The organism is Nonomuraea sp. NPDC001699 (assembly GCF_053596455.1).
The window spans coordinates 64,439-77,379 of sequence record NZ_JBSFGF010000026.1; the positions used below are offsets into that span (position 1 = coordinate 64,439).

A 12,941-nucleotide genomic window follows, 5' to 3' on the forward strand; every position below is an offset into this window, starting at 1 on the left:
CTTTGCGCAGTACTCTTCTTTGCGTGGATAGCAGTCAACTGCTCAAGGGCGTGCTCGACCTGGCCGTCCTCGCCGTGCTCGACGAGCGCGACGGCTACGGCTACGACGTCGTGCGCAGGCTCAGGGAGGCGGGCCTGGAAGACGTGGGCGACGCCTCCGTCTACGGCACGCTGCGCCGCCTGTTCAAGGCCGGCGCGCTCAACTCCTACGTCGTGGCCTCCGACGAGGGCCCGCACCGCAAGTACTACGGGCTCAACGAGGTCGGCCGCACCCTGTACGCCGCCTCCGCCAAGCGGTGGACGTCGTTCGCGGCCACCATGGATTCCCTGCTCAAGGAGGGGCACGCATGACCACGCCGAACACGCCGATCACGCCGGAACAGTACGCGCAGGCCGTCCGCGACGCCCTGGCCGGTCACCCCGACCGGGACGAGCTGATCGAGGACCTCGACGACCATCTGGCCGAGATCGCGGCCGAGTCGGACCTGCCGCTGGAGGATCGGCTCGGGCCGCCCGCCGCGTACGCGGAGGAGCTGGTGGCCGCCTACGGAGGGCGTCCCCAGAGCCGTCAGAGGCGCCGTCCGCGGCCGGGGGTGTGGGCGGCGCGGGCGCACGCAGAGCTGCTGCGCCACAAGCCGTACCGGAGCTTCGCGGCCTTCCTGCCGGAGTTGCGGCCCGGCTGGTGGGTGCTGCGCGGCTATCTGCTGGCCATGCTGCTGCTGGCGATCACGGCGCGCGGCGGCGTCGTCCCGGCGAACCCGGCGGAGTGGGCGCTCGTGGCGGTGGCCGTGTGGGTCTCGGTGTGGTTCGGCCGGGCCCGCGGGGGGCGCCTGGTCGCGCTGCTGGCGACGGGCGTCAACGTGCTGGCGGGGCTGGCGCTGCTCGCCGGCATGGCGGCGGCCTCCGACGGGGACGACCAGCCGGTCATGATGTCGGCGCCGGCCGACGTGATGCTCGTCGGGGGCGGTCTCGACATCTACAACATCAAGCCGTACGCCAAGGACGGCAGCCCGCTGACCGACGTCTACCTCTACGACCAGGACGGCAAGCCGATCACGCTCGACCCCGAGAGCCGCGGCTACAGGGTCGACCGGTCGTGCGGCGAGCCGGTGCTCAACCGCTACCCGCTGCCGCTGATCCAGGAGCAGGAGCTGATGGCGGAGAACGGCATGCCCACGGCCACGCCCAGCGCGTGCCCGACGGCCTCCACGGCACCCCCCACCCCTACGCCCACGCCGACCACCGTCACGCCCGCGCCGAAGAAGACCGGATGATCGGGCACCATCGGTGTCATGAGCTTCGTACCACCCGGCACCGGCTGGCCCGGCGACCCCGCCACCCCTGACACCCCGGTGGCCCACGACCCCGCGGACGTGCGCCGCCTCGCCTCCACCGCCGGCACCCTCGCGGAGCTCACGGCCGAGCAGTCCGTCTGCCGCGCCTGCCCGCGTCTGGTGGAGTGGCGCGAGGAGGTGGCGCGCGTGAGGCGGCGCGCGTTCGCGGACGAGACGTACTGGGGCCGTCCCGTCCCGGGTTGGGGGGCCGAGCGGCCGAAGGTGCTGCTGGTGGGCCTGGCGCCGGCGGCCCACGGGGGCAACAGGACCGGCCGCATCTTCACCGGCGACCGCAGCGGCGACTGGCTGTTCGCCTCGCTCCACCGCTGCGGCCTGGCGGCCAAGGAGACCAGCACGTACGCCGGCGACGGCCAGGAGCTCATCGACACCCGGGTCGTGGCGTCGGTGCGCTGCGCGCCTCCGGCCAACAAGCCCACGCCCGAGGAGAAGGCCGCCTGCTTCCCGTGGATGGCGCGTGAGGTGGCGATGGTGGCGGGGAGCGTACGGGCGGTGGTGGCGCTCGGCGGGTTCGCCTGGCAGGCCATGTGGCCCGCGCTCAAGGACGCCGGCTACGAGCTGCCGCGCGTGCGGCCCCGGTTCGGCCACGGCGTCGAGGTCGAGGTCCGGTACGTCTCCGTCCCCGTCACCCTGATCGGCTGCTACCACCCGAGCCAGCAGAACACCTTCACCGGCCGCGTCACCGCCCAGATGCTGGACGACGTCTTCCTCCGGGCCAGGTCGCTGGCGGTGTGACGCGTCCCACCATCCCCGGGTTGGACTCTCCGGAAGACCCCGACGTAAGCTTGTGAATGCTTTCACAAGCATTCCACGAGGGATGGGGCCTCAGGATGAACAAGCACATTTTGATCGTCGGCGGCGGTTACGTCGGCCTGTACACCGCGCTCCGGCTGCAGCGCCGGCTCCGCAGCGAGCTGCGGGGCGGCGAGGCGAGCATCACGATCATCGACCCCCAGTCCTACATGACCTACCAGCCGTTCCTGCCCGAGGCGGCGGCGGGCAACCTCTCGCCCAGGCACATGGTGGCCCCGCTGCGCCGGATCCTGCCCAAGGTGCGCATTCTCAACGGCACGGTCACCAAGGTCGACCACGCCGAGCGCGTCGTCACCTTCCAGCCCGCCGAGGGCGAGCCGCGTCAGGTGGCCTACGACCTGATCGTGATGGCCGCCGGGTCCATCTCGCGCACGCTGCCGATCCCCGGGCTGACCGACATCGGGATCGGGTTCAAGACCGTCGGCGAGGCCATCGCGCTGCGCAACCGCGTGCTGCACCTGCTCGACGTGGCCGAGTCGACCGTCGATCCCGAGGTGCGGCGCAGGGCGCTCACGTTCGTCGTGGTCGGGGCCGGTTTCGCGGGCGTCGAGGCGCTGGCCGAGCTTGAGGACATGGCCAAGGACTCCACCCGCTACTACCGCAACATCACCCCGGCCGATCTGCGCTGGGTCCTGGTCGAGGCCACGAACCGGGTGCTGCCCGAGGTCGGCCCCGAGATGGGCAAGTGGACGCTGGAGCAGCTCCGCGAGCGCGGCATCGAGGTCAAGCTGGACACCAGGCTGGAGTCGTGCGAGGGCGGCCACGTCGTGCTCAGCGACGGCACCGAGTTCGACGCCGAGACCCTGGTGTGGACGGCGGGCGTCAAGCCGAGCCCGGTCGTCAACGACAGCGACCTGCCCCTGGACGAGCGGGGCCGGATCAAGACCACCGCCGCCCTGACCGTCGCCGGCACCCGCGACGCCTTCGCCGCCGGCGACGCTGCCGGTGTGCCCGACGTGACGAACCCGGGCCAGTACTGCGCCCCCAACGCCCAGCACGCCGTGCGCCAGGCCAAGGTGCTGGCCGACAACATCGTCCGTCACCTGCGTGGCGAAGAACTGGTCGATTACCGGCACAAATATGTCGGATCGGTCGCCGGGTTGGGCCTGCATCAGGGCGTCGCGAATGTCTATGGCGTGAAGCTGCGCGGTTTCCCTGCGTGGTTCATGCACCGCACCTACCATCTGTCGCGGGTGCCGACGCTGAACCGCAAGGTCCGTGTCGTCGTCGACTGGACCCTGGCCCTGTTCTTCAAGCGAGAGACCATCTCACTCGGTGAGATGGAGCATCCGCGCGACGGATTCAGGGCCGCGGTGGCGACGACCCGCCGCTAGCCCAGGCACGGCAGCGCCCCAGCGAACATCGCCGGGGCGTTTTCGGCACCCCTGAACTAAATGCGGAAGGGGTACCACGGGTGGGGCTCTCAGCGGTGACCGTGCTCGGCGTGGACCGGCCCGGCGTGATCGCCGCCGTCACCGGTTCGCTGGCCGACTGCGGCGCGAACATCCAGGACTCGACCATGACGCTGCTCGGCGGTTACGTGGCGATGATGCTGCTGGTCTCCGGCGATCTCGAACCCGACGAGCTGACGAAGCGGCTGTGCGCCCCCGAGCTGGTGGTCTCCGCCTCGGCGATCGAGGCGCGGCGGCACTTCTGCGACGACGGCGGCGGCCACGGCTACGTCCTGACCGTGCACGGCCCCGACCGGCCGGGCATCATCTCGGCCGTCAGCGCCGTGCTCGCCGCCGACGGCGGCAACATCACCGGCATGAGCACCCGGCTCACCGGCCGCCTCTACGTGCTCATCGCCGACGTCGAGCTGCCCAAGGACGTCGACGTCGCCGCCCTCATGCGCCGGCTGGCGGCCGTCGGGGCGGGGCTCGACTCGGAGATCACCTTCCGTCCCGTCGAGCCGGACCTGCTGTGACGGGCGCCAGAGGCACCCCGCGCCGGGTGCTCGGCGCGCCCCACCCGGCGCTGTCGGCCAGGGCCGAGCCGGTCGATCCGGCGGCCCCCGAGACCGTGACGGCCGCCGCCGACCTCCTCGCGACCCTGCGCGGCGAGATCGCCATGACCGGGCTGGCCGCCCCCCAGATCGGCCTGAGCTGGCGGCTGATCGCCTTCAACGCCTGGGCCCACCCCCGGGCCCGGTCGTGGGCCGGTGAGCTCGTCCTGGTCAACCCTCGCCTCACGAGTGCCTCCCATTGGGACGGCGGGCGCGAGGGGTGCGCGTCCATCGCGGGGCTCACCGCGGACGTACGGCGGGCGACGCGTATCACCGTACATGGGCATTTGCCGGGCACAGGGGAGCCGGTCACCGTCGAGGCGGACGCCTTCGAGGCCCGCTGCATTCAGCACCAACTGGACCATCTGGACGGTCTACTCTTCTTGGACAGAGTGTCAGGGGCGCTATCACTTCACCGCAGACTTCACACTTGTGACGCCTGATGCGAAGTTGTGCTCCTCGGAAGCATGGTCCGTTTCGTATGATTGCGGCGCCCCCGTAGCCCAATGGCAGAGGCAAACCCCTTAAAAGGGTTGTAGTGCGGGTTCGAATCCCGCCGGGGGCACCATTCTTAAGTGTCCCCGACCTGGGGTTTTCTCCGAGTGAAGCATCTTGTCGCGGCTGATGGTTCACTACTGCTATCAACCCGTCACACAATGCTTCCTCTCGTTTGCCGGGAAGACCCGGTGTGGTGAGGCGTCGGGAAGATTCCGTTTTCATCACGAAACCCAACAGAACACTGTTTCAATTGCCCGCGCCGGACTTACTCGCCGCCCGGCCGCCGGCCCCCGGGACGGCCGCGGCGACCTTGGGAACTCCCGCCCGGCCACGTTCGTTGTCCTCGCTGCCGAAGTCCCCCGACGAACTTCGATCTCAGCGTGAGTTGACCTAGGTGCCGCCAGGCCCCGTAGGCTCGGCGCCACAGGAGGCAGCGATGGAGAGCAAGAACCCCGTTTTCAGCAGGACGCGTCAGCAGCACGCGGGATGGGCCGGCCCCGCCCCGTCACCCGACACCCTGCGGAACATGTACGACGCCCCGTCGTACGCACCCCCGGCCCCGCCCGCCCACCGGGCGATGACCCTCGACGATGTCGTGGTCCGGGGCTTCCTCACCCTCGGAGCGCTCGTCGTGGCCGCGGCCGCGGCCTGGGTGCTCAACGTCCCCCCGGGGCTGGCCATCGGCGCCGCCGTCGTGGCCCTGATCCTCGGCCTGATCGCCTCGTTCACCCAGAGCACCAACCCGGCGCTCATCCTGGGTTACGCGGTCTTCGAGGGCGTCTTCCTGGGCAAGATCAGCCAGGTCTTCGAGGGGGCCATCAGCGGCATCGTCTTCCAGGCGGTGCTCGGTACGGCCTTCGCCTTCGGCGCGGTGCTGACCGTCTACTCGCTGCGGGTCGTCCGCGTCACGCCCAAGCTGGTCAAGTTCGGCATGGCGGCCGCCATCGCGGTGGTCGGGCTGGTGCTGGTCAACCTGATCGTCGGGATCTTCAACGGCGTCGGGCTCGGCCTGCGCACCGACAGCCCGATCGGCTGGATCTTCAGCCTCGTCATGATCCTGGTCGGCTGCTTCTTCCTGCTCCTCGACTTCGACTCGATCGAGCAGGGCGTGCGCCAGGGCGCTCCGGAGAAGTTCGCCTGGCAGTGCGCGTTCGGCCTCACGCTGAGCCTGGTCTGGATCTACCTCGAGGTGCTCCGCTTCATCAGCTATTTCACCGGCGACGACTGATCGTTCACCTCCTGGGGGCCTCGCCGTAACGGCGGGGCCCTCTCTTTGTGCGACCGGAAATCTACCTGCCGTCACAGAATGATGCCTGGCTTGGGGGTTGCCATTCGCAGCGCGGTGTTGCAGTGTCGAGCAAAGGACCTTAATCCGCGGAGGTGCCCATGTCCTTGAACCACTCACCGGAGACGCAGACGAAGCTCATCGCAAGGGTCCCCACGATAACGGGACGCGAACTCCCCGAGTGGTTCCAAGCCATCGACAACGGCCCGTCCTTCCTGAGGTGTGACGAGCGGGCCAACTGGCTCGCCGACGAGCACGGGCTGACCCACGGCTACGCCGCCGCGATCGTGCTGGAGCACGAGCGGCACCGCCGTACCCGGATGGGCTCGATCTAGAGCTCTTCCCCATCCCCGCGCCCGTGCTCGCCGCACGGGCGCGTCATCATGAACACATGGATCTGGACAAGGCACTCGGCTTCATCGAGACCAACCACCACGCAGTCCTGCTGACCAGCCGTCGCGGAGGGCACCCGCAGATGTCGCCGGTGCTGGCGGGCGTGGCCGACGGTCGCATCGTCGTCAGCACGCGCGAGACGGCGATGAAGGTGCACAACATCCGCCGTGATCCCCGCGTCTCCCTCTGCGTGCTCGCCGACGGCTTCTTCGGCCAGTGGCTCCAGGTCGACGGGACGGCCGAGATCGTCTCCCTGCCGGAGGCGATGGACCAGCTCGTCGCCTACTACCGCGACATCTCCGGCGAACACCCCGACTGGGACGGCTACCGCGAGGCCATGGTCCGCGATCGGCGCGTCATCGTCCGCGTGACCCCGCTCCAGGCGGGCCCGGACCGTCAGGGCTGACCCGCACCACGCGAAACGGCCCCGCACCGGCCGTGAGACCGGTACAGGGCCGCCTGGCACGATCTAGGACAGGCGCTCCAGCACCATCGCCATGCCCTGGCCGCCGCCCACGCACATGGTCTCCAGACCGAGGCTCTTGTCGTGGTGACGCAGGCTGTTGATCAGCGTCGAGGTGATGCGCGCGCCGGTCATCCCGAACGGGTGCCCCACGGCGATGGCCCCGCCGTTGACGTTGAGCCGGTCGAGGTCGATCCCGAGGTCCTGGTACGACGGGATCACCTGCGCCGCGAACGCCTCGTTGATCTCCACCAGGTCGATGTCCTCGATCGCCATCCCGGCCCGGGACAGCGCCTGCTTCGAGGCCTCCACCGGCCCCAGGCCCATGATCTCGGGCGAGAGCCCGCTGACGCCGGTGCTGACGATCCGGGCCAGCGGCGTGATGCCCAGCTCGGCCGCCTTGACGTCGCTCATGATGACCAGGGCCGCCGCGCCGTCGTTGAGCGGGCAGCAGTTGCCGGCGGTGACCGTGCCGTCGGGGCGGAAGACCGGCTTCAGCGAGGCCACCCCCTCGTACGTGGTGCCGGCCCGGGGGCCGTCGTCCTTGGCGACCACGGTGCCGTCGGGGAGCGTGACGGGGGTGATGTCCTTCTGCCAGAACCCGTCGGCCAGCGCCTTCTCGGCCAGGTTCTGGGAGCGCACGCCGAACTCGTCCTGCTCGCGGCGGCTGACGCCCTTGAGCTGGGCCAGGTTCTCGGCGGTCTGCCCCATGGCGATGTAGATGTCGGGGACGGCGCCGTCCTCGCGCGGGTCGTGCCAGGTCCGACCGCCCTCGGCCGCCTGCTTGGTGCGGCCCAGCGCGTCGAGGAAGAGCGGGTTGTGGGTGTCGGGCAGCGAGTCGGAGTTGCCCTTGGCGAACCGGGAGACGGTCTCGACGCCGGCCGAGACGAACACGTCACCCTCACCCGCCTTGATCGCGTGGAAGGCCATCCGTGTCGTCTGCAGCGAGGAGGAGCAGTAACGCGTGACGGTCGTGCCCGGCACGGTGTCGAGCCCGAGCAGCACCGCCACCACCCGGGCCATGTTGAAGCCCTGCTCGCCGCCCGGCAGGCCGCAGCCGAGCATGAGGTCGTCGATCGTGTTCGGGTCGAGCTGGGGCACCTTGGCCAGCGCCGCCTGGATCATCTGTACGGTCAGATCGTCGGGACGGATGTCCTTGAGCGACCCCTTGAAGGCTCGTCCGATCGGGGAACGCGCGGTTGCGACGATGACTGCCTCGGGCATGGCCCCTCCTTGTGTCCGGCGCTGATATTAGAACTATATTCCAGTCCTCCTCGCAAGCACCCCGGGGCCCCGCGTCAGCCGTACATGCCGGGGGCGGTGGCGGTGTGGTCGTTGACGGCGTGCACGGCGCCCTTCTCGTCGCGCCACAGGCGCCAGCCGTCCTGGCTGCCGGTGAACCAGGGTGGCGGGGCGCTCATGGGGGAGACGCGGGTGCCGCTGCCGAGGTCGTACTCGCAGACGGCGGCCGTGGAGTAGAAGCCGGGGGCCTGGCCGCGCAGCGGCAGCGGCTTGGGGTCGGTGACGCAGAAGGACCAGCCCCGCTCCTCGCCCACCTGCGCGGGCTTGCCCGAGACCAGGTCGAAGGCGCTGCCCTTGGCGTCGTGCTTGAGGAAGCCCAGCTTGTCCATGCGGTCGGGGAAGGCCAGCCACCAGCCCGAGCCGGGGACGTCGGAGGCGGTGATCTGGCCGACCACCCGGCCGGTCTCGGAGTCGAGCCTGGCGAAACCGCCGTAGGCGCCCCGGCGGTCGACCGGGCGGACGACGGGCGCGTAGCCGGGGCTGCCGCTCGGGTAGACGCGCACGACCGAGGGACGCATCCAGTTGACCGTGCCGTCGCCGATCCGGATGGAGAACAGGCCGAAGGTGGAGACCTTCTTCGTCTGGGGGTTGGTGTAGGGGGCGACGTAGCCGACCAGGTTGTCGCCGGTCGAGCCGAACGCCCACCCGCCCGACAGGTCGATGCCCGGCCCGAGCGCCTGCTCGATCGGCTGCTGCCACTGGAGCTTGCCGGTCTTGACGTCGTACGACTCGATCATGGGGTTGGCGGCCATCCGCAGCAGCAGGACCCGGGCCGGGTCGGACCACTCGACCTCGGAGATGCCGGGCAGCTTCCACATCACCCGGCCGGTGGCGGGATCGAGCACGACCATGCGGGCGTGGGCCAGGGCGGTGTGCTCCGACACGCACAGGTACGGGCCGCAGCGCTGCGGCCCGAACGTGGAGTGCATCGGCCGGGTCCACTTCTGCGCCCCGGACCGGGCGTCGCGGGCGATGAGGGTGGCGTTCCAGCGCCCCTTCCTGGTCGGGTCGAGCGCCACGATCACCCCCTGGCCCTTGGCCGTCTCCACGATCGCGGGGGCCGAGACGCCCATGCCGGGCAGGCGGCCCGCCATGGTCGCCGGGTACGCCCACAGGCGCCGCCCGTTGTCGAGGCCGAGCGCCACGGTCTCCAGCGTGCCGTCGGGCTTCATGGACGTCGTGGTCACCACACCGGCCGCGGACACGATCCGGCTGACCGCGTTGACCTGGGTGTTCTGCCAGGAGGGGAAGTTCGCCGTGGCGGCGTCGCTGCCGGAGCAGGCGGTCAGGGCGAGGGTCCCCGCGAGGGCCAGGGAAGGTTTCATGAGGGGCCGGAGCACAGACAATTCACTCCAAAGAGAACGAGGAGTGACGGCTAGGGCTCGGAGGGTGACCGGATCAGGGGTCGTCAAGCCCCCCGCCACGCACGTTCACGCGTCGGTGGGGGGCGTCGAGTCGTCCGCCGGGCGCGCTCAGGCGTCGGTGGGCGTCTCGCCGAGTCGCCGGCGGAACAGCGTGGCCCACTTGCCGTGGAGCCCCGTCGCCCGCCCGTCGACCCGGGTCGCGCTGACCTCGGTGCCGGGCTCCTCCGCGGCCGTTGCCGCCGCAAGGTAGATCGGTTGCAGTCCTTCGCCCCGCGCGGGCCGCGGCTCAGGCCACAGCCCCAACGCAGCGCACACCGACGGTAGCACCGCGTAAGCGGCCTGCGCGTAACCTCGGTCAGATGGATGGAAACGATCCGGTCCGAACATTTCTGTCGGATTTGTATCGAATTCCGGCCCCAGGACGTCGGCGAACGCCACCGTCCGGCCGCCCGCGTCCACCACGGCGACGGTCTGGGCCGCCGCGAGCTGACGGCTCCACCGCCGGGTCACCCAGCGCAGCGGCTGGGCGATGGGCCGCACCGTGCCCAGGTCGGGGCAGGTGCCGACGACCACCTCGACGCCCGCCTCGCGCAGCCGCCGCACCGCCTTGGCCAGATGGCGCACCGCGACGGCCGGCGGCGTCTGGGTGATGATGTCGTTGGCGCCCACGAAGATCACCGCCACGTCCGGGCGCATGGCGAGGGCGGCGTCCACCTGTTCGGGCAGCTCCGCGGAGGGGGCGCCGGACTTGCCCGCGACGAGCAGGTGCACCGGGCGCTCGGCCACGGCCGCCACGCCGTTGGCCAGGAGTACGGCGGGGGTGTGGCTGGGATCGGTCATGCCCAGGCCCACCGAGGTGGAATCGCCGAGCATGACCATGTTGAGGGGGATTCCGTGGAAATCGCCGTAGATGCCGTCCGAAGGCGGTCCGTCCAGACCGTGGGGGCGGCCGATGGCCTTGCGCGCGAGCAGTCCCTCAGCGATCAGCAGGCCGTACGCCGTGGCTCCGAGCGCCGTCAGCCCGCCACCTCCGAGCGCGGCCGCCATGGCGATCCTCCTGGCCGCGCGTGCCATGCCTGCTGCCCAGACCACGTAGTGTCCTCCCGGTCGAACTCGGCGGTAGCGTTTGCTTGAAAACTAGCCGAGGGCCTGCCACCCCCAATGGATCTCGGCCTCGGGCAAGCTGATCAAGCTTCGGCAAAGAAGGTGAACACCTCGGTGCGCGTTTACGATTCCCTGGTCGATCTCATGGGGAACACTCCGCTCGTCCGGCTGCACAAGGTCACGGCGGGGATCTCCGCCCAGGTGCTGGCCAAGGTCGAATACTTCAATCCCGGCGGTTCGGTCAAGGACCGCATCGCGCTGCGCATGATCGAGGCCGCCGAGGCGTCGGGCGCGCTGCGGCCGGGCGGTGTCATCGTCGAGCCGACGTCCGGCAACACCGGTGTGGGCCTGGCCATCGTGGCCCAGCAGAAGGGCTACCGGTGTCTGTTCGTGGTGCCCGACAAGGTGGCCCAGGACAAGATCGCGGTGCTGCGCGCGTACGGGGCCGAGGTCGTGGTCTGCCCGACCGCCGTCTCGCCCGACCACCCGGAGTCGTACTACTCGGTCTCCGACCGGCTGGCCCGCGAGATCCCCAACGCCTGGAAGCCCGACCAGTACTCCAACGTCAACAACCCCGACTCCCACTACCACTCGACCGGTCCCGAGCTGTGGGAGCAGACCGACGGCCGGATCACGCACTTCGTGGCGGGCATCGGCACCGGCGGCACGATCAGCGGCACCGGCCGCTACCTCAGGGAGGTCTCCGACGGCCGGGTGAAGATCATCGGGGCCGACCCCGAGGGCTCGGTGTACTCCGGCGGCTCCGGCCGTCCGTACCTGGTGGAGGGCGTGGGCGAGGACATCTGGCCGGCCACGTACGACACCGGGATCTGCGACGAGATCATCGCGGTGTCCGACAAGGACTCCTTCAACATGACCCGCCGCCTGGCCCGCGAGGAAGGGCTGCTGGTCGGCGGCTCGTGCGGCATGGCCGTGGTGGCGGCGCTGCAGGTGGCGGCCAAGGCCGGGCCCGACGACGTGGTGGTCGTGCTGCTGCCCGACGGCGGCCGCGGCTACCTGTCGAAGATCTTCAACGACGACTGGATGGCCGACTACGGCTTCCTGACCACCAGCTCGGACGAGGGTCTGGTCGGCGACGTGCTGGCGCGCAAGGGGCCGGGCCTGCCGGAGTTCGTGCACGCCCACCCGCACGAGTCGGTCGGCACGGCCATCTCGATCATGCGCGAGTACTCGGTGTCGCAGCTCCCGGTCATGAAGGAGGAGCCGCCGGTCATGGCGGCCGAGGTGGTCGGCTCGATCGTCGAGCGCGACCTGCTGGAGGCTCTCTACCACGGCAGGCTCGCCTCCGACGACCCGATCTCCGACCACATGTCGGCGCCGCTACCCACGATCGGCAGCGGTGAACCCGTCGCGCGCGCGGTCGAGGCGCTGGAGAAGGCCGACGCGGCCGTCGTCCTGGAGGACGGCAAGCCCGCCGGCCTGATCACCCGGCAGGACCTGCTCGCCTTCCTCGCCAACCACTGATCAGGGTTTCCTGATCGACTCGATCACGGTGCCGAGGCCCTCGTGGCCCCGTCCCTCGGCGTCGGCGCGCTCGAAGAGCCGCTTCAGCGCGTTCGGCACCGTGGTCTCCACCCCCGCCTCGGCCAGCGCGTGCACGACGTGGCCTAGGCCGACGGCCTGCATGTGCAGGGAGTTCAGCTCGCCGGGGTAGACGCCGGCGGCGAACTCCTCGGCCAGGACCTTGGCGAACCCCATCGTGCCGTCGCCGCCGAGCTGGGTGAAGGTCTCCCGCGCGTACGGCAGGAACTCCAGCGGGGAGACCCCGGCCGTGCGCAGCATCGCCATGGCGTGCATCTGGCTGGTCAGGCTCGACCAGAAGATCAGCAGCAGCGACTGGTAGTACATCATCGCCAGGCCCTCGTCGTCGCCGACGTGGACGACGTCGCCGAGTGCCCTGAGCGTCGCGGTGTGCCGGTCCAGCACGTCCTTCGGGCCGCTGTAGAAGGAGTACGCGCCAGGCTGCCCGATGCCCGGGGGCGGGACCATGATCCCGGCGGTGATGAGCGTGCCACCGCGTCCGGCCACCCAGCGGGCCGCCGCGCGCAGCTCCTCGGGGGTGCCCGAGCTGAGGTTGACCAGCACCTTCCCGTCGAGCCTGGCCTCGCCGAGGCTGTCGTACATCGCCTGGTAGGCGATCTGGCTGATCACCAGCAGGTCGCCGTCCGCGGCCGAGGCCGCACGCCGGGCTCCCTGGGCGACCAGCGGTTCGGTCTTGCTCGCCGTACGGTTCCACACGGCCACGTCGAAACCCGCGCCGAGGAACGTCTCGGCCATCTTCGACCCCATCGGGCCGAGTCCCACAACTGTCACCTGAGTCATGACAGGGAGCCTGCGACACC

14 protein-coding genes and 1 tRNA gene are annotated in these 12,941 nt (G+C 70.3%); 11 read left to right on the forward strand and 4 right to left on the reverse strand.

What is annotated here, in order from left to right:
• Positions 1-23 precede the first annotated feature (23 nt).
• The 10 genes from ACWCSU_RS44165 to ACWCSU_RS44210 all read left to right on the forward strand — a co-directional run bounded on the left by ACWCSU_RS44165 (position 24) and on the right by ACWCSU_RS44210 (position 6,751).
• Positions 24-350 carry a PadR family transcriptional regulator gene (locus ACWCSU_RS44165; protein ID WP_357708822.1) on the forward strand — a complete coding sequence of 109 codons (327 nt, stop codon included), beginning with the start codon at positions 24-26 and terminating at the stop codon, positions 348-350.
• Positions 347-1,273, forward strand: a complete 927-nt coding sequence (locus tag ACWCSU_RS44170; RefSeq protein WP_449942474.1) for a hypothetical protein — start codon at positions 347-349, stop codon at positions 1,271-1,273. The genes ACWCSU_RS44165 and ACWCSU_RS44170 overlap by 4 nt, the downstream gene beginning before the upstream one ends.
• A gap of 18 nt (positions 1,274-1,291) precedes the next feature.
• Positions 1,292-2,086: a uracil-DNA glycosylase gene (locus ACWCSU_RS44175; RefSeq protein ID WP_449942475.1), complete on the forward strand. Its 795-nt coding sequence runs from the start codon at positions 1,292-1,294 to the stop codon at positions 2,084-2,086.
• 95 nt (positions 2,087-2,181) lie between these two features.
• Positions 2,182-3,498 (forward strand): NAD(P)/FAD-dependent oxidoreductase, encoded by a 1,317-nt coding sequence (locus ACWCSU_RS44180; RefSeq protein WP_357708814.1) that lies wholly within the window; start codon positions 2,182-2,184, stop codon positions 3,496-3,498.
• An 80-nt stretch (positions 3,499-3,578) separates the two neighbouring features.
• Positions 3,579-4,091 carry a glycine cleavage system protein R gene (locus ACWCSU_RS44185; protein ID WP_357708812.1) on the forward strand — a complete coding sequence of 171 codons (513 nt, stop codon included), beginning with the start codon at positions 3,579-3,581 and terminating at the stop codon, positions 4,089-4,091.
• Positions 4,088-4,612, forward strand: a complete 525-nt coding sequence (locus ACWCSU_RS44190) for a peptide deformylase (protein ID WP_357708809.1) — start codon at positions 4,088-4,090, stop codon at positions 4,610-4,612. The genes ACWCSU_RS44185 and ACWCSU_RS44190 overlap by 4 nt, the downstream gene beginning before the upstream one ends.
• 49 nt (positions 4,613-4,661) lie before the next feature.
• Positions 4,662-4,737: transfer RNA gene (locus tag ACWCSU_RS44195), tRNA-Leu, on the forward strand.
• Between the two features lie 366 nt (positions 4,738-5,103).
• Positions 5,104-5,895, forward strand: a complete 792-nt coding sequence (locus tag ACWCSU_RS44200) for a Bax inhibitor-1/YccA family protein (RefSeq protein WP_357708806.1) — start codon at positions 5,104-5,106, stop codon at positions 5,893-5,895.
• Between the two features lie 158 nt (positions 5,896-6,053).
• A complete protein-coding gene (locus tag ACWCSU_RS44205; protein ID WP_357708803.1) occupies positions 6,054-6,287 on the forward strand; it encodes a DUF4287 domain-containing protein in 234 nt (77 codons plus the stop codon).
• A 56-nt stretch (positions 6,288-6,343) separates the two neighbouring features.
• Entirely contained in the window at positions 6,344-6,751 is a 408-nt protein-coding gene (locus ACWCSU_RS44210) for a PPOX class F420-dependent oxidoreductase (RefSeq protein WP_357708800.1), read from the forward strand.
• A gap of 63 nt (positions 6,752-6,814) precedes the next feature.
• Here the strand turns inward: ACWCSU_RS44210 and ACWCSU_RS44215 are convergent, their stop codons facing one another.
• From ACWCSU_RS44215 to ACWCSU_RS44225, 3 genes are all read right to left on the reverse strand, one after another.
• Positions 6,815-8,032 (reverse strand): acetyl-CoA C-acetyltransferase, encoded by a 1,218-nt coding sequence (locus ACWCSU_RS44215; protein WP_449942476.1) that lies wholly within the window; start codon positions 8,030-8,032, stop codon positions 6,815-6,817.
• 74 nt (positions 8,033-8,106) lie between these two features.
• Positions 8,107-9,435: an outer membrane protein assembly factor BamB family protein gene (locus ACWCSU_RS44220; RefSeq protein WP_357708795.1), complete on the reverse strand. Its 1,329-nt coding sequence runs from the start codon at positions 9,433-9,435 to the stop codon at positions 8,107-8,109.
• 147 nt (positions 9,436-9,582) lie between these two features.
• Positions 9,583-10,566 (reverse strand): SGNH/GDSL hydrolase family protein, encoded by a 984-nt coding sequence (locus ACWCSU_RS44225; protein WP_357708793.1) that lies wholly within the window; start codon positions 10,564-10,566, stop codon positions 9,583-9,585.
• A 126-nt stretch (positions 10,567-10,692) separates the two neighbouring features.
• Here ACWCSU_RS44225 and ACWCSU_RS44230 point away from each other — a divergent pair, with 126 nt between their 5' ends.
• Positions 10,693-12,063, forward strand: a complete 1,371-nt coding sequence (locus ACWCSU_RS44230; RefSeq protein ID WP_357708791.1) for a cystathionine beta-synthase — start codon at positions 10,693-10,695, stop codon at positions 12,061-12,063.
• On the opposite strand, the gene ACWCSU_RS44235 is transcribed toward ACWCSU_RS44230, so the two are convergent.
• A complete protein-coding gene (locus ACWCSU_RS44235; RefSeq protein ID WP_449942477.1) occupies positions 12,064-12,912 on the reverse strand; it encodes an NAD(P)-dependent oxidoreductase in 849 nt (282 codons plus the stop codon).
• Between the last annotated feature and the right edge of the window lie 29 nt (positions 12,913-12,941).